19 protein-coding genes are annotated in these 20381 nt (G+C 54.9%); 10 read left to right on the top strand and 9 right to left on the bottom strand.

Features of this window, described 5'->3' with window-relative positions; translation table 11 throughout:
• Positions 1 to 50 precede the first annotated feature (50 nt).
• From alaS to pncC, 4 genes are all read right to left on the bottom strand, one after another.
• Positions 51 to 2681, bottom strand: coding sequence for an alanine--tRNA ligase (alaS, locus tag K8W53_RS05255; protein ID WP_023224218.1), 2631 nt, complete (start codon positions 2679 to 2681; stop codon positions 51 to 53).
• 235 nt (positions 2682 to 2916) lie between these two features.
• Positions 2917 to 3417 (bottom strand): recombination regulator RecX, encoded by a 501-nt coding sequence (gene recX, locus K8W53_RS05250; protein WP_001294863.1) that lies wholly within the window; start codon positions 3415 to 3417, stop codon positions 2917 to 2919.
• A gap of 116 nt (positions 3418 to 3533) precedes the next feature.
• Positions 3534 to 4595: a recombinase RecA gene (recA, locus tag K8W53_RS05245; protein WP_000963150.1), complete on the bottom strand. Its 1062-nt coding sequence runs from the start codon at positions 4593 to 4595 to the stop codon at positions 3534 to 3536.
• 84 nt (positions 4596 to 4679) lie between these two features.
• A complete protein-coding gene (pncC, locus tag K8W53_RS05240; protein WP_010835022.1) occupies positions 4680 to 5177 on the bottom strand; it encodes a nicotinamide-nucleotide amidase in 498 nt (165 codons plus the stop codon).
• Positions 5178 to 5372: 195 nt separating this feature from the next.
• On the opposite strand from pncC, the gene K8W53_RS05235 reads away from it, so the two are divergent.
• Positions 5373 to 5618 carry a hypothetical protein gene (locus K8W53_RS05235; RefSeq protein ID WP_001519391.1) on the top strand — a complete coding sequence of 82 codons (246 nt, stop codon included), beginning with the start codon at positions 5373 to 5375 and terminating at the stop codon, positions 5616 to 5618.
• A 37-nt stretch (positions 5619 to 5655) separates the two neighbouring features.
• Here the strand turns inward: K8W53_RS05235 and mltB are convergent, their stop codons facing one another.
• Entirely contained in the window at positions 5656 to 6735 is a 1080-nt protein-coding gene (gene mltB / locus K8W53_RS05230) for a lytic murein transglycosylase B (RefSeq protein WP_000476826.1), read from the bottom strand.
• A gap of 253 nt (positions 6736 to 6988) precedes the next feature.
• Here mltB and srlA point away from each other — a divergent pair, with 253 nt between their 5' ends.
• From srlA to gutQ, 7 genes are all read left to right on the top strand, one after another.
• Positions 6989 to 7552, top strand: a complete 564-nt coding sequence (gene srlA / locus K8W53_RS05225; protein ID WP_000573333.1) for a PTS glucitol/sorbitol transporter subunit IIC — start codon at positions 6989 to 6991, stop codon at positions 7550 to 7552.
• Complete coding sequence (locus K8W53_RS05220) at positions 7549 to 8520, top strand: PTS glucitol/sorbitol transporter subunit IIB (RefSeq protein WP_000199039.1); 972 nt, start codon at positions 7549 to 7551, stop codon at positions 8518 to 8520. The genes srlA and K8W53_RS05220 overlap by 4 nt, the downstream gene beginning before the upstream one ends.
• 11 nt (positions 8521 to 8531) lie before the next feature.
• Positions 8532 to 8894, top strand: coding sequence for a PTS glucitol/sorbitol transporter subunit IIA (srlB, locus tag K8W53_RS05215; RefSeq protein WP_000111553.1), 363 nt, complete (start codon positions 8532 to 8534; stop codon positions 8892 to 8894).
• A gap of 11 nt (positions 8895 to 8905) precedes the next feature.
• On the top strand, positions 8906 to 9685 hold the full coding sequence (srlD, locus tag K8W53_RS05210; RefSeq protein ID WP_001077372.1) for a sorbitol-6-phosphate dehydrogenase: 780 nt from the start codon (positions 8906 to 8908) through the stop codon (positions 9683 to 9685).
• A gap of 76 nt (positions 9686 to 9761) precedes the next feature.
• Positions 9762 to 10121 (top strand): transcriptional regulator GutM, encoded by a 360-nt coding sequence (gene gutM / locus K8W53_RS05205; protein WP_000255198.1) that lies wholly within the window; start codon positions 9762 to 9764, stop codon positions 10119 to 10121.
• Positions 10122 to 10318: 197 nt separating this feature from the next.
• Positions 10319 to 11092 carry a glucitol operon DNA-binding transcriptional repressor SrlR gene (gene srlR, locus K8W53_RS05200; RefSeq protein ID WP_000804536.1) on the top strand — a complete coding sequence of 258 codons (774 nt, stop codon included), beginning with the start codon at positions 10319 to 10321 and terminating at the stop codon, positions 11090 to 11092.
• Positions 11085 to 12050: an arabinose-5-phosphate isomerase GutQ gene (gutQ, locus tag K8W53_RS05195; protein ID WP_001278206.1), complete on the top strand. Its 966-nt coding sequence runs from the start codon at positions 11085 to 11087 to the stop codon at positions 12048 to 12050. The genes srlR and gutQ overlap by 8 nt, the downstream gene beginning before the upstream one ends.
• Here the strand turns inward: gutQ and norR are convergent.
• The gene (gene norR, locus K8W53_RS05190) at positions 12047 to 13567 is read right to left on the bottom strand and encodes a nitric oxide reductase transcriptional regulator NorR (protein WP_017465658.1); all 1521 of its coding nucleotides are present in this window, start codon (positions 13565 to 13567) and stop codon (positions 12047 to 12049) included. The genes gutQ and norR overlap by 4 nt on opposite strands.
• Before the next feature lie 185 nt (positions 13568 to 13752).
• Between norR and norV the strand changes: the two genes are divergently transcribed.
• Both norV and norW read left to right on the top strand, forming a co-directional pair.
• Positions 13753 to 15192 (top strand): anaerobic nitric oxide reductase flavorubredoxin, encoded by a 1440-nt coding sequence (norV, locus tag K8W53_RS05185; RefSeq protein WP_023225053.1) that lies wholly within the window; start codon positions 13753 to 13755, stop codon positions 15190 to 15192.
• On the top strand, positions 15189 to 16322 hold the full coding sequence (gene norW, locus K8W53_RS05180) for an NADH:flavorubredoxin reductase NorW (protein WP_000086335.1): 1134 nt from the start codon (positions 15189 to 15191) through the stop codon (positions 16320 to 16322). Before norV ends, norW begins: the two co-directional genes overlap by 4 nt.
• A gap of 96 nt (positions 16323 to 16418) precedes the next feature.
• Here norW and hypF read toward each other — a convergent pair whose 3' ends face one another.
• The 3 genes from hypF to K8W53_RS05165 form a co-directional block, all read right to left on the bottom strand.
• Positions 16419 to 18659 carry a carbamoyltransferase HypF gene (gene hypF / locus K8W53_RS05175; protein WP_023225052.1) on the bottom strand — a complete coding sequence of 747 codons (2241 nt, stop codon included), beginning with the start codon at positions 18657 to 18659 and terminating at the stop codon, positions 16419 to 16421.
• Positions 18660 to 18804: 145 nt separating this feature from the next.
• A complete protein-coding gene (gene hydN / locus K8W53_RS05170; RefSeq protein ID WP_001078791.1) occupies positions 18805 to 19350 on the bottom strand; it encodes an electron transport protein HydN in 546 nt (181 codons plus the stop codon).
• A 200-nt stretch (positions 19351 to 19550) separates the two neighbouring features.
• Positions 19551 to 20360 (bottom strand): hypothetical protein, encoded by an 810-nt coding sequence (locus K8W53_RS05165; protein ID WP_023225051.1) that lies wholly within the window; start codon positions 20358 to 20360, stop codon positions 19551 to 19553.
• Positions 20361 to 20381: the final 21 nt, after the last annotated feature.

Raw genomic sequence — 20381 nt, 5'->3', positions numbered from 1 at the left:
GTTGACGTAAACGCCGCAGCACGAGCTGCGGCGCCAACGAACGCTTATAATTATTGCAATTTTGCGCTGACCCAGCCTTGTACACTGGCTAACGCTGCAGGCAGAGCTGCCGCATCCGTACCACCGGCTTGCGCCATGTCCGGACGACCGCCCCCCTTACCGCCCACCTGCTGAGCGACCATACCAATCAATTCCCCTGCTTTAACCCGGTCGGTCACATCCTTCGACACGCCCGCAATCAGAGAAACCTTACCTTCAACAACCGTTGCCAGTACGATAACGGTAGACCCCAGTTGATTTTTCAGATCATCAACCATGGTTCGCAGCATTTTCGGCTCAATACCAGCAAGCTCGCTGACCAGGAGCTTCACGCCGTTGAGATCGACCGCTTTACTGGAAAGATTTGCACTCTCCTGCGCTGCGGCCTGGTCCTTCAACTGCTGCAACTCTTTTTCCAGCTGACGTGTACGTTCCAGCACGGCACGCACTTTGTCGCCCAGATTCTGGCTGTCGCCCTTCAGCAGATGCGCAATATCGTTTAAGCGATCGCTTTGCGCATGAACGGTGGCCATAGCGCCTTCACCGGTTACCGCCTCAATACGACGAATGCCCGCTGCGGTGCCGGACTCAGAGATAATACGGAATAGACCGATATCACCGGTACGACTGGCGTGAGTACCGCCGCACAGTTCGGTAGAGAAATCGCCCATGCTCAGAACGCGTACACGTTCGTCGTATTTCTCGCCAAACAGCGCCATAGCCCCTTTCGCCTTCGCCGCGTCGAGATCCATGATGTTCGTTTCAATCGGCAGGTTGCGGCGAATTTGCGCATTCACCAAATCTTCAACCTCACGAATCTCCGACGGCTTCATCGCTTCATTGTGCGAGAAGTCGAAGCGCAGCACTTTATCGCTAACCAGCGAACCTTTCTGCGCAACGTGTGTCCCAAGCACCTGGCGCAACGCCGCGTGCATCAGGTGCGTGGCGGAGTGGTTCAGACGGATACGTGCGCGGCGCGCTTCATCTACGTCAGCCTGTACCGCATCGCCCACTTTCAGAGCGCCCGCAGACAATTTGCCGATATGACCAATCGCCTGACCATATTTTTGCGTGTCGTCCACAGCGAAAGTAAATCCAGCGCCTTTCAGCTCGCCTTTATCGCCAACCTGACCGCCTGATTCCGCATAGAATGGGGTCTGATCCAGCACGACAACCGCTTCCTGTCCCGCGTTAATCGCTTCAACCGCTTTACCATCGACAAACAGCGCGGTCACTTTGCCGTTCAGTTCCAGATGGTCATAACCTTTAAATTCAGAAGCGCTGTCAACGCGGATCATCGCGTTGTAGTCCGCGCCAAAACCGCTAGCTTCGCGCGCGCGACGGCGTTGCTCTTCCATAGCGGCTTCAAAACCGGCTTCATCGACTTTGATGTTGCGCTCACGGCAGACGTCCGCCGTTAGATCGACCGGGAAACCATAAGTATCATACAGACGGAAAGCGGTTTCGCCGTCCAGGGTGTCGCCCTGCAATTTCGCCAGTTCTTCATCCAGCAGCGCCAGACCGCGCTCCAGCGTACGGGCGAACTGCTCTTCTTCCGTTTTCAGAACCTGCTCGACCTGCGCCTGCTGACGTTTCAACTCTTCGCCTGCGGAGCCCATTACCTCAATCAGCGGCCCAACCAGCTTGTAGAAGAAGGTCTCTTTCGCGCCCAGCATGTTGCCGTGACGAACCGCGCGACGAATAATGCGACGCAGCACATAGCCACGGTTTTCATTCGACGGCAGCACGCCATCGGCAACCAGGAATGCGCAGGAACGGATGTGGTCGGCGATAACACGCAGCGATTTATTACCCAGATCGGTGGCGCCGGTGACTTTCGCTACCGCTTCAATCAACGTGCGGAACAGGTCGATGTCATAGTTAGAGTTAACGTGTTGCAGTACCGCGGCAATACGCTCCAGCCCCATACCGGTATCTACAGACGGTTTCGGCAATGGTTCCATAGTCCCGTCAGCCTGACGGTTGAACTGCATAAAGACGATGTTCCAGATCTCAATATAGCGATCGCCGTCTTCTTCCGGGCTTCCCGGAGGGCCGCCCCAGATGTGGTCGCCATGATCGTAGAAGATTTCGGTGCACGGACCGCAGGGACCGGTATCGCCCATCTGCCAGAAGTTATCCGATGCGTATGGCGCGCCTTTATTGTCGCCGATACGGATGATACGCTCGCGCGGGATGCCGACTTCTTTTTCCCAGATCTCATAGGCTTCGTCGTCGGTTTCATAAACGGTGACCCATAAACGCTCTTTTGGCAGAGCAAACCAGTTTTCACCGGTCAGTAATTCCCATGCGAACTGAATGGCGTCGTGTTTGAAGTAATCGCCGAAGCTGAAGTTGCCCAGCATTTCGAAGAAAGTATGGTGACGTGCAGTGTATCCGACGTTTTCCAGATCGTTGTGTTTCCCCCCCGCGCGTACGCAACGCTGGGAAGTGGTTGCACGGGAATAATTACGTTTATCGAGCCCAAGGAAAACATCCTTGAACTGGTTCATCCCGGCATTGGTAAACAACAGAGTGGGGTCATTGTTAGGCACCAGGGAACTGCTGGCAACTACCTGATGCCCTTTACTATGGAAAAAGTCGAGAAACGCCTGACGGATCTCAGCGGTGCTCTTGCTCATAATTATCCTGAAATCAAGCTACACTTCATCCTTCAGGCCGCCTCTGCGTTGGCTGCGAGTTTCCCGGTCACGCGTTCCCGAGGCTCACTTGCCGCTTTGATGCGGCTTGAATGATTTTGTGTATTTAAGGAATATTCGTCGCAGACGCTGTTCGCCGTTAAGCAACCCGCGTCCAGACGGAAAAAGTGGGAATAAGATAAGTTTTCTTTACCGGGAAGTAAAATCCCGTATGCGCTCAATCTGCAAAATTTCGCCATATTTGCTGGATATCGTCCATCAGATACCCGCGATAGAGCAAAAAGCGCTGTACCTTAACCTTTTCTGAAAAGTTTGAAGGGAGCGGCTCGCCATATTTGCGAACGGCCTGTTCACGTGCCATTTCACTCCAGTCAATTTCACATTCTCGCATCGCTTTTTCAGTCGATTCACGGGAAATGCCTTTCTGATTCAACTCCTGGCGAATACGCGCCGGGCCATAGCCTTTGCGGCTACGACTGGCGATAAAGCGCATCACGAAGCGCTCGTCATCAAGATAGTGATGTTCGTGGCACCAGGCGATCACGCGTTCATAATCGTCTGCCGTCGCATCAATCTCTTCCGGCCCATTTTTGCCCATCACCGGCGCGGAGAGTTTACGCCGTAATTCCTGCTCGCTGTGATCGCGGACAGCAAGAATACGTACCGCACGATCAAGGAGACGAGCATAAGCGGGACGGCGCGATGTGGGTTCACTCATAAAAAACCTTAACAGGGAGAAATGCCAAAAGGGCCGCATAAATGCAGCCCTTGATGGTAATTTAACGTTTTGCTGAATGGCGGCTTCGTTTTGTCCGACCCACCATCACCTGATGATTAAAAATCTTCGTTGGTTTCTGCAACGCCTTCGCTATCGTCAACGGCGAAATCGGGCGTGGCATTCTGATTACTCAACAGTAATTCACGAACCCTTTTCTCGATCTCTTTCGCTGTCGCCGGGTTCTCTTTCAGCCAGGTAGTCGCGTTCGCTTTACCCTGGCCAATCTTCTCGCCGTTGTAGCTGTACCATGCGCCCGCTTTCTCGATCAGCTTCTCTTTCACGCCCAGGTCAACCAGTTCGCCATAGAAGTTGATGCCTTCGCCGTAGAGGATCTGGAACTCGGCCTGCTTAAACGGCGCGGCGATTTTGTTTTTCACCACTTTCACACGCGTTTCGCTACCCACGACATTATCGCCCTCTTTCACCGCGCCAATACGACGGATATCAAGACGAACAGAGGCGTAGAATTTCAGCGCGTTACCGCCGGTGGTGGTTTCCGGGTTACCGAACATCACGCCAATCTTCATACGGATCTGGTTGATGAAAATCAACAGCGTGTTGGACTGTTTCAGGTTCCCCGCCAGCTTACGCATCGCCTGGCTCATCATACGCGCCGCGAGGCCCATGTGAGAGTCGCCGATTTCGCCTTCGATTTCCGCTTTCGGCGTTAGCGCCGCTACGGAGTCGACCACAATGACGTCCACCGCGCCTGAACGCGCCAGCGCGTCACAGATTTCCAGCGCCTGCTCGCCGGTATCCGGCTGAGAACAGAGCAGGTTATCGATATCGACGCCCAGCTTGCGTGCGTAAACGGGGTCAAGCGCGTGTTCCGCATCGATAAACGCACAGGTTTTACCTTCACGCTGCGCAGCGGCAATCACCTGCAGCGTCAGGGTCGTTTTACCGGAAGATTCCGGCCCGTAAATTTCGACGATACGCCCCATCGGCAGACCGCCCGCACCGAGTGCGATGTCCAGTGAAAGCGAACCGGTGGAGATAGTTTCCACATCCATAGAACGGTCTTCACCCAGACGCATGATGGAGCCTTTACCAAATTGCTTTTCAATTTGGCCCAGTGCTGCCGCCAACGCTTTCTGTTTGTTTTCGTCGATAGCCATTATTACTCCTGTCATGCAACTTGGTATTGAACCGGATAGTGAATTCGTACTGTTGAAGCAATTATACTGTATGCTCATACAGTATCAAGTGTTTTGTAGAAATTGTTGCCACAGGGTTTGTAGCGCGTACGTCGTCGCCTGTCGACGCACCGATTCACGGTCGCCGCTGAAGCATTCCCGACGCGTAATCCCTTCTCCGCTGACGCTGGCGAAAGCAAACCACACCGTACCAACCGGCTTTTCTTCACTGCCGCCATCCGGCCCGGCAATTCCGCTAATAGCGACAGCAAAATCGGCGCGAGCGGCCTTCAGCGCCCCGATCGCCATTTCGACCACTACGGGTTCGCTGACCGCGCCATGCTGCGCCAGAGTCTCTTCACGCACGCCAATCATCTGCGCTTTGGCTTCATTACTATAGGTGACAAAGCCGCGTTCAAACCAGGCGGAGCTTCCGGCGGTGTCGGTAATGGCTTTCGCCAGCCAGCCGCCGGTACAGGACTCTGCTGTCGTTACGGTCGCCCCGCGCGCTTTTAACGCCAGCCCGACCTGCTCGCTAAGCCGCATCAGTTCACTGTCAGTCATCATGACCTCTGTCAGTTAGAAATCCTGCCGCACAAGATAGCACTTTCTCACCAGAGATGGGGACGAGCAGTCGATTTTACGAGTCGGATTCCGAAAAAATGCCAGCAGGTTATTTATGCAGAATGAAATGAGGTAACACATGACTAAATAGCAGTACCATGTCGCTAAATTTACACGCACGGAGAGAAAGCAAGGATGTCACTCAAAAAAACGGAAAGCACACAGCACAAACTGAAACAAACCTGTCAACTACGGCTGTGGTTAATTGTGGGTGGAGTATGTTCATTAGGAATGGGAGTACTGAATATATTGTCGTCAGGCTATTTTGAACCGTATGATGGCGGTCAAATTATCTTAGGCCTGGGATGTCTGGGATATAGTCTGGCACTATCAAAGAAGATATCCCACTTGCAGGCAGAGAATCAGCCCAAAAAGCCATAATAATAGCGGAGGGGGGACTCCCCTCCCTAAGCGTAAATTAGCGCACCCGCGCCAGCGCTACCGCCTGGCCCAGTTGCCAAACCGCCATCGCATAATGCGTGCTGTGGTTATATCGGGTAATGGTGTAGAAGTTCGGCAGGCCGTACCAGTACTGGTAGCCCGTACCGATATCCAGACGCAGCAGGCTGGCTTCCTGATGATTGCCCAACGATTGCTGCGGCGTTAAGCCTGCGGCGGCAAGCTGAGAGAGGCTGTATTTTGTTTTGAAACCATTCGCCAGTCCCGGCGCCTGACCATTCGCTGGCACCGCAACCGTATCGCCTTTCACCCAACCATGCGCCTTGAAGTAGTTCGCCACGCTACCGATGGCATCTACCGGATCCCACAAGTTAATGTGCCCATCGCCATTGAAATCGACCGCATATTCTTTATAGGAAGACGGCATAAACTGGCCGTAGCCCATCGCGCCGGCAAAGGAACCTTTCAGATTGAGCGGATCGTCTTGCTCATCGCGCGCCATGAGCAGGAAGGTTTCCAGCTCGCCGGAGAAATATTCCGCCCGGCGCGGATAGTTAAATGACAGCGTCGCCAGCGCGTCCAGAATCCGCGTTTTCCCCATGATACGTCCCCAGCGGGTTTCCACGCCGATGATGCCCACAATGATTTCCGGCGGTACGCCGTATACCTGCCAGGCGCGGTTCAGCGCGTCTTCATACTGATTCCAGAACGCGACGCCGTTTTGCACGTTATCCGGCGTAATAAATTGTTTGCGGTAGCGCAGCCAGGCGCCATTTGGTCCGGCGGGCGGCTGAGTGGTCGGCGCTTGTCTGTCCATCAGACGCAGGACGTAATCCAGTCTTTTAGACTGCGAGAGGATCTCCTGCAGCTGCTGACGGTCGAAACCGTGTTTGCTGACCATTTTATCAATGAACTGCTGCGCATTAGGGTTGTTGGCGAAGTCGCCGCCCATTTGCATGACGTTATGCTGCGGCTCAAGCAGGAAACCGCCGGAAGACGTGCCCGTCGTCGCTTGAGTCTCGGAAGATTTTGGCGTGCTGCTACAGGCAGCAAGCAATACGCAAAGTGGAAGTAACGCTACATAACGACGCTTGAACATGAGACATCCATTAAACAAATTCAGCCAGGGAGAAGTATGGTAAAGCATCCCCCGCCGCACAAGGAAGCGGCACAAGAGAATAAATCACCTTTCTCCTCTTTTCAGTTTGTATCCGCTCCCCCACTCCCGCAATCTTTCAACTTAAAATATTTTTCTTTTATTTTGCGATCACAATAACACTTTTTAATCTTTCAACATGATTACAATGAACAGGAAATTAGCAAGAAAACTAAAAACCCTACAGGAGAGAACAATGATCGAAACCATTACACATGGTGCGGAGTGGTTCATCGGGTTATTCCAGAAAGGCGGAGAGGTGTTTACCGGTATGGTGACAGGTATTCTTCCGCTACTGATAAGCCTGCTGGTTATCATGAATGCGCTCATCAATTTTATCGGCCAGCAGCGTATTGAGCGTTTTGCCCAACGTTGTGCCGGAAATCCGCTATCTCGTTACCTGCTTTTACCGTGTATCGGGACATTTGTTTTTTGTAATCCGATGACCCTGAGCCTGGGACGCTTTATGCCGGAGAAGTACAAGCCGAGCTATTACGCGGCGGCCTCCTATAGCTGTCACTCCATGAACGGTCTGTTTCCGCATATCAATCCCGGCGAACTGTTTGTTTATCTGGGTATCGCCAGCGGACTCACCACGTTAGGGCTTCCTCTCGGCCCGCTCGCGGTGAGCTATCTGCTGGTAGGTCTGGTGACGAACTTCTTCCGCGGTTGGGTCACCGATCTCACCACCGCTATTTTTGAGAAAAAAATGGGGATTCAACTTGAGCAGAAAGTTCATCTGACAGGAGCGGTATCATGACACGGGTTCGTATTGAGAAAGGCGCCGGCGGCTGGGGCGGCCCGCTTGAACTGGACGTTACGCCAGGCAAAAAGATCGTCTATATCACAGCCGGTACGCGCCCGGCCATCGTCGACAAACTGGCGCAACTAACAGGCTGGCAAGCGGTGGACGGCTTTAAAGAAGGCGAACCACCGGAAGCGGAGATCGGCGCGGCCATTATCGACTGCGGCGGTACGCTGCGCTGCGGTATCTATCCGAAACGCCGGATTCCAACCATTAATATTCACTCGACGGGTAAGTCCGGCCCACTGGCGCAGTATATTGTTGAGGATATTTATGTCTCCGGCGTAAAAGAAGAAAACATTACTCTTGTCGGCGAAACGCCTGCCAGTCCCCAGCCTGCCAAAACGACATTAGGACGTGACTACGACACCAGCAAAAAAATCACCGAGCAGAGCGACGGGCTGCTGGCAAAAGTCGGTATGGGAATGGGCTCCGCCGTGGCGGTACTGTTCCAGTCCGGTCGCGACACCATTGATACGGTCCTGAAAACAATCCTGCCGTTTATGGCGTTCGTTTCGGCGCTGATCGGCATCATTATGGCCTCAGGTCTTGGCGACTGGATCGCCCACGGCCTGGCGCCATTAGCCAGCCATCCACTGGGGCTGGTGACGCTGGCATTGATCTGCTCTTTCCCGCTGCTGTCGCCCTTTCTCGGCCCTGGCGCGGTTATCGCTCAGGTCATTGGCGTCCTGATCGGCGTTCAGATAGGCCTGGGCAATATCCCCCCGCATCTGGCGCTTCCCGCCCTGTTCGCGATTAACGCGCAGGCGGCCTGCGACTTTATCCCGGTCGGCCTGTCACTGGCGGAAGCGAAACAAGACACCGTTCGCGTCGGCGTACCTTCTGTGCTGGTCGGACGCTTCCTGACTGGCGCGCCCACGGTACTTATCGCCTGGTTTGTTTCCGGCTTTATCTATCAATAAGAGGTTCAGACATGAGCGTGATTTATCAAACCACCATCACCCGTATCGGCCAGAGCGCGAAGGAGGCGCTCGGCGAACAGATGCTGATTACGTTTCGGGAAGGCGCGCCGGCGGATATCGAAGAATTTTGCTTCATCCATTGTCATGGCGAACTGACCGGCGCGCTGCAGCCTGGCGCGCGGTGTGAATTGGGCCAACATTGCTATCCGGTCACGGCGGTCGGCAGCGTAGCCGAGCAAAACCTGCGTGAACTGGGGCATATCACTTTGCGCTTCGATGGTCTGCGTGAAGCGGAATTTCCCGGCACCGTACACGTTGCGGGGCCTGTACCGGACGATATCGCGCCGGGCTGTATTTTGACGTTTGTCGCTTAAGGAGAAAAAACATGAATCAAGTTGCCGTTGTCATTGGCGGAGGCCAGACCCTGGGGGCATTCCTTTGCCGTGGGCTTGCAGAAGAAGGATACCGCGTGGCGGTCGTTGATATTCAAAGCGATAAAGCCGCGAATGTCGCCCAGGAAATTAACGCCGATTTTGGCGAAGGTATGGCGTACGGTTTTGGCGCCGACGCCACCAGCGAGCAGAGCGTGCTGGCGCTGTCCCGCGGCGTAGACGAGATTTTCGGGCGCGTCGATCTGCTGGTTTACAGCGCGGGTATCGCCAAAGCGGCGTTTATCAGCGATTTCCAGTTGGGCGATTTTGACCGCTCGCTACAGGTGAATCTGGTGGGCTATTTCCTCTGCGCCCGTGAGTTTTCCCGCCTGATGATCCGCGACGGCATTCAGGGGCGCATTATTCAGATTAACTCTAAATCCGGCAAAGTGGGCAGTAAACACAACTCCGGCTACAGCGCGGCGAAATTCGGCGGCGTGGGGTTAACCCAGTCTCTGGCGCTGGATCTGGCGGAATACGGCATTACCGTACACTCGTTGATGCTCGGCAACCTGTTGAAATCGCCGATGTTCCAGTCACTGCTGCCGCAATACGCCACTAAACTGGGCATTAAGCCCGACGAGGTGGAACAGTATTACATTGATAAGGTACCGCTCAAACGCGGGTGTGATTATCAGGATGTGCTGAACATGCTGCTATTTTATGCCAGCCCGAAAGCGTCTTATTGCACCGGGCAGTCGATCAACGTAACCGGCGGTCAAGTGATGTTCTGACCGTGAATTGCCGGATGGCGCCGTAGGCCGGATAAGACGGTTACGCCGCCATCAGGCAAACCAACAGGAGCACATTATGGTTTCCACTCTGATTACCGTCGCCGTTATCGCCTGGTGTGCGCAGCTGGCGCTGGGCGGCTGGCAGATTTCCCGCTTTAATCGGGCTTTCGATAAACTTAGCCAACAGGGGCGGGTCGGCGTCGGGCGCTCCGGCGGGCGTTTTAAGCCCCGGGTGGTGGTTGCCGTGGCGCTGGACGAACAGCAGCGGGTGACGGACACTTTATTGATGAAAGGCCTTACGGTATTCGCCAGACCGGTTAAAATTGCCGCAATGCAAGGAAAACATTTGCATGAATTACAGCCTGATGTGATCTTTCCCCATGATTCGCTCGCGCAGAATGCACTATCATTGGCGCTTAAACTGAAACATGGGTAATTTCGTTGTGAATGCGTATAGCTTGCGAAATTATCATTTTGCAACCAATACCCTAAATAATTCGAGTTGCAGGAAGGCGGCGACGCAGTGAATCCCAGGAGCGTACATCAGTACGTGACCGGGGTAAGCGAGGAAAGCCAACGCACATGCAGCGTGAAGTATGACGGGTAAATACATAAGTCAGGGTAATCACGCCTATGAAACCTCGTCAGCGTCAGGCCGCGATTCTGGAGCACCTGCAAAAACAGGGAAAATGCTCGGTTGAAGAACTGGCCCAGTACTTTGACACGACAGGCACCACTATCCGTAAAGATCTGGTCATTCTGGAAAATGCCGGAACCGTCATCCGCACCTATGGCGGCGTGGTGTTGAATAAAGAAGAGTCCGATCCGCCTATTGATCACAAAACGCTTATCAACACCCACAAAAAAGCGCTGATAGCCGCAGCCGCTGTGAAATATATCCATGATGGCGATTCCATTATTCTGGACGCCGGAAGTACCGTGTTACAGATGGTGCCGTTGCTTTCGCGTTTTAGCAACATCACGGTGATGACCAACAGCCTCCATATTGTTAACGCGCTATCGGAACTGGACAACGAACAAACTATCCTGATGCCCGGCGGCACCTTCCGTAAAAAATCGGCGTCGTTTCACGGTCAACTGGCGGAAAACGCCTTTGAGCAATTCAGCTTTGATAAACTTTTCATGGGAACTGACGGTATTGACCTGAATGTCGGTGTGACCACGTTCAATGAGGTTTACACCGTCAGTAACGCAATGTGCAATGCAGCACGCGAGGTGATTCTGATGGCGGACTCCTCAAAATTTGGTCGTAAAAGCCCCAATGTGGTGTGCAGTCTGGAAACCGTCGACAAACTGATCACGGACGCGGGGATCGATCCGGCATTTCGTCAGGCGCTGGAAGCAAAAGGGATTGAAGTAATCATAACCGGAGAAAGCAATGAGTGATGCACTACTAAACGCGGGCCGTCAGACCTTAATGCTGGAGCTACAGGAAGCCAGCCGTCTGCCGGAGCGTCTGGGCGATGATTTTGTCCGCGCCGCCAATATCATTATTCACTGTGAAGGCAAAGTGATCGTTTCCGGCATTGGCAAGTCAGGTCATATTGGTAAAAAAATCGCCGCGACGCTTGCCAGTACCGGTACTCCCGCTTTTTTTGTTCATCCGGCGGAAGCACTACATGGCGATCTGGGGATGATTGAAAGCCGCGACGTGATGTTATTTATCTCCTATTCCGGCGGCGCAAAAGAACTCGACCTCATCATCCCGCGTCTGGAAGATAAATCCGTCGCGCTGCTGGCGATGACCGGTAAACCTCACTCTCCGCTGGGGCGAGCGGCAAAAGCCGTTCTGGATATTTCCGTCGAGCGTGAAGCCTGTCCGATGCATCTGGCGCCGACATCCAGTACCGTCAATACGCTGATGATGGGCGATGCGCTGGCGATGGCGGTCATGCAGGCGCGCGGTTTTAACGAAGAAGATTTCGCCCGTTCGCATCCGGCTGGCGCACTGGGCGCGCGTTTGCTCAATAATGTGCATCACCTGATGCGCCAGGGTGATGCAATACCGCAGGTGATGCTTGCCACCAGCGTGATGGATGCCATGCTGGAACTTAGCCGTACCGGGCTGGGGCTGGTGGCGGTTTGCGATGAGCAACATGTTGTGAAAGGCGTCTTTACCGACGGCGACCTGCGTCGCTGGCTGGTGGGCGGCGGCGCGCTCACCACGCCGGTAAGCGAAGCCATGACGCCCAACGGTATTACGCTCCAGGCGCAAAGCCGCGCCATTGACGCCAAAGAGCTCCTGATGAAACGCAAAATTACCGCCGCGCCAGTGGTCGATGAAAACGGCAAACTCACCGGCGCCATTAACCTGCAGGATTTCTACCAGGCGGGGATTATCTAATCCTTCAGTCCCAGACGTTTCGCCAGCCGGTGCAGGTTGGCGACGTCGGTTTCCAGCGCCCGCGCGCTGGCCGCCCAGTTATGATTATTTTGCGCCAGCGCCTGGCGAATCATCTCTCGCTGGAAGTTCTCCGTCGATTCGCGCAAATTGCGGCAAGTCGGCAGCGCCAGAAAGCTTTCCGCAGGCGGCGCGGGTAAAACGTCCTCTGACAAGGCAAAATGCTGTGCCTCCAGTATCACCTCATCCCCTGCCCGGGTCGCTCTCGCCAGTACAACCGCACGGTGAATGGCATGTTCCAGCTCCCGGACGTTGCCCGGCCAGCCATAGTTGAGCAAATGGCGGCGCGCGCCGGTACTCAGCACCACGCGGGACAGCCCCAGCCGCAGTCGGCACTGCTCGCAAAAATAGCCAGCCAGCAGCACCACATCATCGCCGCGCTCGCGCAGCGGCGGCACAAAGAGCGGGAAAACGCTCAGGCGATGGAACAGATCGGCGCGAAAACGCCCTGCCAGCACCTCTTCACGCAGGTCACGGTTGGTTGCCGCCAACACCCGCACATCCACGCGCAGGCTACGATCGTCGCCGACGCGCTGAATATCGCCATACTGCAACACGCGAAGTAGCTTGGCCTGTAGCGCCAGCGACAGTTCGCCAATCTCATCCAGAAACAGCGTACCGTTATCCGCCATTTCGAACTTACCGCTACGATTACTGATAGCCCCGGTAAAAGCCCCTTTTACATGACCAAACAACTCGCTCTCCGCCACGCTTTCCGGCAGCGCGGCGCAGTTGAGATAGACCAGCGGATTGACCGCTCTGGGGGAGCCCTGGTGAATAGCTTTCGCCACCAGCTCTTTACCGGTCCCCGTTTCACCGCCGATCAGCACGTTAAGATCGGAGCCCGCCACAATCTCGATCTCTTTTTTCAACTGCGTCATCGCCGGCGACAGGCCGATCATGTGCGTCTCTTTTATCGGTTCAAACACGCCTGACGACCCCGGCAGCATGTTCTGGCTTTCCAGTTGTTCAATTAACAGCGCATTACTCAATGCCCCGGCGGCCAGCGCGGCGACAAGCCGTAGTTCTTCATCGCTAAATACCTCGAACTGCTCCGGCGTCATAGCATCAAGGGTCAGCGCACCGATGAGGTTCTGTCCGGCAAACAGCGGCAGACCAACACAGGCGTGGACTTTCAGGCTTTCCTGTCCGGGAATTAACCCGTCATACGGATCGGGTAAATCGCTATCAGCCGGAAAACGCACCACGTCCCCCGCGCGGGCGATGGCTTCCAGGCGCGGATGCCCTTCCAGGGTAAAACGTCTGCCGAGGACGTCCTGCGCCAGGCCATCAATCGCCAGTGGAATAAATTGTCGTGATTCATAACGCAGCAGCGCCGAGGCGTCGCACGCCAGCACCTGACGCAGCGTAGTAATCAGCCGCTGAAAACGATCCTGATGCCCAATGCCGCGTTGTAACTCAATGGCGATGCCCGCCAATACCTCCACGGAAAAACTCATGGTTACCTCATTGTCATTTTGACAATCTATAGTGTCATATTGACAGCATCACTTATAGTCTTTTTGACTATACCAAAAATACAAAATTATTATAATTTTATATAAATCAATAAGATGTAAAGTTGGCACACTACCTGCAATAAGCAAAACAACTTTTTGCAAACGTTGAATGAATTGAGGTGGTTATGTCTATTCTGGTTAAAAATAATATTCATTGGGTTGGCCAACGCGACTGGGAAGTACGTGATTTTCACGGCACTGAATACAAAACGCTGCGTGGCAGCAGCTATAACAGCTATCTCATTCGTGAAGAAAAGAATGTGCTGATCGATACCGTCGATCATAAGTTTAGCCGTGAGTTTGTGCAAAATCTGCGCAGTGAAATCGACCTCGCGGACATCGACTACATCATCATTAACCATGCCGAAGAAGACCATGCAGGCGCGCTGACCGAACTGATGGCGCAGATCCCGGACACGCCTATCTACTGTACCGCCAACGCCATTGACTCTATCAACGGCCATCACCATCACCCGGAATGGAATTTTAAGGTGGTGAAAACCGGCGATACGCTGGATATCGGCAACGGCAAGCAGTTGATCTTCGTAGAAACGCCGATGCTGCACTGGCCGGACAGCATGATGACCTATATGACCGGCGACGCGGTGTTATTCAGCAACGACGCCTTTGGTCAGCACTACTGCGACGAGCGCCTGTTCAATGATGAAGTGGACCAAACTGAACTGTTTGAACAATGCCAGCGCTACTACGCCAATATCCTGACGCCGTTCAGCCGTCTGGTAACGCCAAAAATTACCGAAATCCTCGGCTTCAACCTGCCGGTGGATATGATTGCCACCTCACACGGCGTGGTATGGCGCGACAACCCAACGCAAATCGTGGAGCTGTATCTGAAATGGGCGGCAGATTATCAGGAAGATCGTATCACTATTTTCTACGATACCATGTCGAACAATACTCGCATGATGGCGGATGCCATCGCGCAGGGTATCAACGAAGTGGACCCCAACGTGGCGGTCAAAATCTTTAACGTCGCCCGCAGCGATAAAAATGAAATATTGACCAACGTCTTCCGTTCGAAAGGCGTGCTGGTCGGCACTTCTACCATGAACAACGTGATGATGCCGAAAATCGCTGGTCTGGTGGAAGAGATGACCGGCCTGCGCTTTCGCAACAAACGCGCCAGCGCCTTCGGTTCTCATGGCTGGAGCGGCGGCGCGGTGGATCGACTGTCCACGCGCTTACAGGATGCCGGTTTTGAAATGTCCCTGAGTCTGAAAGCGAAATGGCGTCCGGATCTGGATGCGCTGGAGTTGTGCCGTCAGCATGGTCGCGACATCGCCCGTCAGTGGGCGCTTGCTCCGCTGCCGGAAACCACACAGCAAATCGCGCCAGCCGAAGAAATCACAACCTGCGCCGCCGCAGACCTCGGTCCTAAAATGCAATGCAGCGTATGCCAGTGGATTTACGACCCTGCGCTGGGCGAGCCGTTGCAGGATGTCGCGCCGGGTACGCCGTGGAGCGAGGTGCCGGATAACTTCCTGTGCCCGGAATGTTCATTAGGTAAAGACGTGTTCGACGTACTGGCGACGGAGGCAAAATGAGTCGGGGAATCATCATTATTGGGTCGGGCTTCGCCGCCCGCCAGCTCGTCAAAAATATCCGTAAACAAGATGCGCATGTGCCGTTAACCCTGATTGCGGCGGACAGCATGGATGAGTACAACAAGCCCGATCTCAGCCACGTTATCAGCCAGTCGCAGCGCGCCGATGATCTCACCCGCCAGTTAGCGGGGGAATTTGCTGAACAGTTTAATCTACGACTGTTCCCGCATACCTGGGTTGCTGACATTGATGCCGATGCCCATGTGGTGAAAAGTCAGGATAAGCAGTGGCAGTACGACAAGCTGGTACTGGCGACCGGGGCGACAGCCTTTGTGCCGCCGATTGCAGGACGTGAGTTAATGCTTACTTTGAATAGCCAGCAGGAGTACCGCGCCTGTGAGACACAACTGCGCGACGCGCAGCGAGTGCTGATTGTCGGCGGCGGTCTCATTGGCAGTGAATTAGCGATGGATTTCTGCCGCGCCGGGAAAACGGTAACGCTGATGGATAACGCCGCCAGCCTTCTCGCCTCACTGATGCCACCGGAAGTGAGCAGTCGCTTACAGCATCACCTGACCGATATGGGGGTGCATCTGCTGCTGAAATCGCAGTTGCAAAAACTGGAGAAAACCGAAGCCGGTATCCGCGCTACGCTGGTAAGCCAGCATAGTATTGAGGTCGATGCGGTGATTGCCGCCACCGGCTTACGCCCGGAAACCGCTCTGGCGCGCCGCGCCGGGGTAGCCGTCAACCGCGGCGTCTGCGTGGATAGCTATCTACAGACCAGTCACCCGGATATTTATGCGATCGGCGATTGCGCGGAGATCAACGGTCAGGTGCTGCCCTTCCTGCAACCGATCCAGTTAAGCGCGATGTACCTGGCGAAAAATCTACTTGGTGGCAACGCGCCGCTGAAGCTACCGGCGATGCTGGTCAAAGTCAAAACGCCGGAACTGCCGCTGCATCTGGCGGGAGAAACTCAGCGCCGCGATTTGAGCTGGCAGATTACCGCAGAATCTGACGGTATGATTGCCAAAGGCATGAGCGGAGAAGGCCAACTACGCGCCTTTGTGGTGAGTGAAGACCGCATGAAAGAGGCCTTTGCACTGCTGAAAACGTTGTCCGTATAAGCCTGTGATGCCGGATGGCGCCGCTTCGCGTCTTATCCGGCCTACGAGTGAGCATCTGTTTACAGGCCGGATAAGGTGCAGCCGCCATCCGGTGCCCTACACTTCCCTTAATGCTCGCGCTGCGGCAATCACGCCCTGTCCAAACGACAGCCCGCCGTCGCCCGCCGGTAACCGCTGCGGAAATAACAATTTAAAATCAGAAAGATAAAAGGCAAGACGCGCGCGCAGTAAGCGGTTGTGTATCACCCCGCCGCTGAAGACCAGAGTGGTTATCCCCCGCGCCGTAGCCTGCTGGCGCATTAGCGTGGCAAACCCGCACGCCAGCGCATCATGAAAAGCCCAGGCGCGTTGCGCGGGCGTGGCCTGCCAGTTCAACCATTGCCGCCAGAAAACAGCGACGTCCAGTTGAGCGCCGTTAAGCGGCATCGTTACCGGATGCTCAACGTTAGCGCATTGAGAGGCCAGCGCCTCCAGCGCGCAGGCGGCCTCGCCCTCATAGCTAAGCGATGCTGGCGCGCAGCGAAGCGCGGCAGCCACCGCGTCGAACAACCTCCCGCAGGAAGAGGCCAACGGGGCATTGACGCCGCGCTCAATGGCGCGCGCCAGGACATTCCAGTTTTGCTGTTGCAGCCCCGCTGTCTCCGGATAATCCTGCCAGTCCGGCACAAAGCGCAGGCACTGCGCCAACAGATTACGCCACGGCTGTTTGGCAGCCAGATCGCCTCCCGGCAGCGCCACGGCGGGTAAACCGCCTAAATGTTCGCATTCGCGATAATTGACCCGCAAACATTCTCCGCCCCATAGCGCGCCATTCTCGCCCATGCCGATACCGTCTACCGTCAGGGCAATCACCTCTCCGCCGTCCAGCGGCCAACCATGCTCGGCCAGGCAAGCCGCCGCATGGGCATGATGGTGTAACACCGTCTCTGTCGGTAGACGCATCTCACTGGCCCACTGACTGGAAACATAGCCCGGATGCGCATCACAGACGATACGCTCTGGCGTAAAATCGTAGATTGACTGGATCAAACGCAATGCCTCGCGCCACTGCGCCTGGATACCGTCATCGCTGAGATCGCCCAAATGTTGGCTGACAACCGCCTGTTCGCCGCGTACCAGACAGAACGTGTTTTTCAGATCCGCGCCCAGACAAAGTATCGGCGGCACATCGCGAAATCCGGGCGGCAACGCAATCGCGTCCGGCACGTATCCCCGCGAACGACGCAGCATTTCGCCGCTATCGCGCACAACAGAGTCGTCCATGCGCTGTACAATGTCGCGATTGTGCAACAGAAAACCATCGGCAATATCGTGTAAATCGTCCAGCGCCTGTTCGTTGGTGATGGCGGGCGGTTTGCCGCTCAGGTTGCCGGATGTCATCACCAGCGGGTAATTGAGCTCCTGCAACAAGAGGTGTTGCAATGGGTTGGCTGGCAGCATCACACCCACCTCCGTAAGTCCTGGCGCGATGCCCTCACTCAGCGAAGGTACATACTGCTTATCCACCAGCACAATCGGGGCCGCTGGCGTGGTCAGCAGCGAACGCGCCGCGCTCGGCAGCGTTTGCGCCGTGGGCAACATCACCGCCAATGGTTTCGCCGGGCGATGTTTACGCGCCCGCAGCATCGCCACTGCGTTATCGTTGCGCGCATCGCAGGCCAGATGAAAACCACCCAGCCCTTTAACGGCAATAATGCCTCCGGCGTTCAGTTGGGCGACCGCCGCCTGCAAAGCCGCCTCTTTTTCCGCTCGTTCATGTTGGCTCCGCCACTCAAGATGCGGCCCGCATGACGGACAGGCAACGGGCTGGGCATGAAAACGGCGATCGTACGGATCGCGGTATTCGCTGTCGCATTCCGGACACAAGGGAAACGCCGCCATCACCGTAAATGGCCGGTCATAGGGCATAGCGCGAATAATGGTGAAGCGTGGTCCGCAGTGGGTGCAATTGATGAAAGGATAACGGTAGCGCCGCTCGCCTGGGGTATTCATCTCGGCAAGACATGCCGGGCAGGTCGCCGCATCCGGCACGATTTGCGTGTTCATCGAACCGCCTGCGCTCTGACGAATGGTGAAATCCGTCGGTGCGCGCTCCCATACCAACGACGCGTGTTCAACGCTGTCAATGCGCGCCAGCGGCGGGCAATCCTGATAGAGCGCGGCAATAAATTGCGACGGCTCTTCCAGCAGCCGAACGACGACGCCGTCGCCGTCATTACACACGTCGCCGTGTAATCGCAACTGCTGCGCCAGCTGCCAGACAAAAGGACGAAAACCGACGCCCTGTACTTTGCCCCGAATGCGTAGCTGTACGCCGGAAGGTGTGTCTATCGCCATCTTATTTTCCCGCCATCATCGAACCCGGATGCCTGATGACGCGACGCTTATCAGGCCTACAACCGCACGGACCGTAGACCGGATAAGGCATTGATGCCGCCATCCGGCAATGCTTTGTGGCGTATTCTACGCGCAATCGCAGAAATCAGAAAAGCAGCGATGCCGTTGAATCCAGCGCTGCACGACGGCGTTTTTCCGCGCTCAGCTGTTCAAGCTTATTGCGGTCCACGCAGATGAGGGCGTGCGTTGGGCAAGCGGCCATACAGGCCGGACCGGCTTCACGGTGGTGACACAGATCGCACTTGTTGGCTTCGGCTTTTTCGGCACGCACGTTCAGCCCCGCGCCGCTATTGCGAACCACCGGACGTACCACCACTTCCATGGCGCCGTAAGGACATGCCACTACGCAAGTTTTACAGCCAATGCAACGTTCCTGCATCACATGAACAAAACCTTTGTCACGGCTGATGGCGCCATTCGGGCAAACGTTGGCGCACGGCGCGTCTTCACACTGGCGACACAGCGTTGCCGTGGAAACGTTCACGCCTTTGATGACATGGATACGAGGTAAAAAGGTTTCAGGGGTCAGCGATGCGCAATCCTGATTTTCCTGATGGGATACGACGCAAGCCACTTCACAGGTACGGCAACCAATGCACTTACTCGCGTCTGCAATGATGAAACGGTTCATCAAATTCTCCAGCAATAACAGATGATGTGCCGATATATACACGAATCGTGCCAATTTTTATTTCATTGTTATTTAAGAACATTCTTTCTATTTTCGTGAGCATTTACGTGTCATCGTCACAAGTGTCGATGACACGTAATGTCGCCAGTGGTGGTCAAGATTTGCAGTGATAGCCAGTCAACTCTGCACCGCAACTGACATCAATCCTGATTAACGCCTGGCAATACGTTACCGCGTATTAAACAGCGCTGCGTAAGGGAAAGATCGTCCGTTTGCGGATTCCTTCCGGCAATAGGTTTGATAATTAATTTACGGCCAGGATAGTGATTAAAACGGGTCAGCGCCGGATAACTCAACCGGCCAAACCAGCCGTGTACGCGCTGCCAGCGGGCGTCCTTCACCTGATATAAATTGGTTATCCAGTAGCCTGAGTCAAACTGCATATCCAACAGTTGCGTGCGCCCATTGCCCTGTAAATCAAGCAAATCATCGACGCCAGTATCGGTGGCGGTATAAAACCCCCACGGTTCAAAGACGCAGGGGCGGCCATTCTTGAGAAAGGTGAAAATGATGTATTGCGCGCTCGGCGCCAGGCCCAACCCAGGATTGCCCAACCAGATAACCAGATCCTGAATGCCGTTACGATCGAGGTCAGCGCGATAAAATTGCGCATTACCCGCCAAATTAATCAGCATTCCCACCGGGACAACCCACGAATTACCGGCTCTGTCTTTTCCGCTAATCCGCCATTCGTTATCTTTTTTCGGCTCCGGCAGTAGCGTCACGCCACTGACTCCGACCTGGCGAAAATGCCAGGTCTGGTCAGGCGATACAGAATAAGGCAGGGTCAACAGCGGCTTCAGCGCACGCTTTTGCGCATATTCACCGTCGCTCATCGGCAGGTAACCGACAAAACCGGTGGCCAGTGCGCGCGCGGCGATGCAGAAAAATAGCAGTCCGCTCCATACGATAATCTTCACGTCCTTCTTACCGCCTTTGCCGTGTAACACAAATTCTCCCTAAATATGTGC

The organism is Salmonella sp. A29-2, from assembly GCF_020150755.1.
Lineage (GTDB): Bacteria > Pseudomonadota > Gammaproteobacteria > Enterobacterales > Enterobacteriaceae > Salmonella > Salmonella enterica.
The sequence above is the reverse complement of the archived record's forward strand: the minus strand, read 5'-3'. Positions and strand labels throughout refer to the sequence as shown.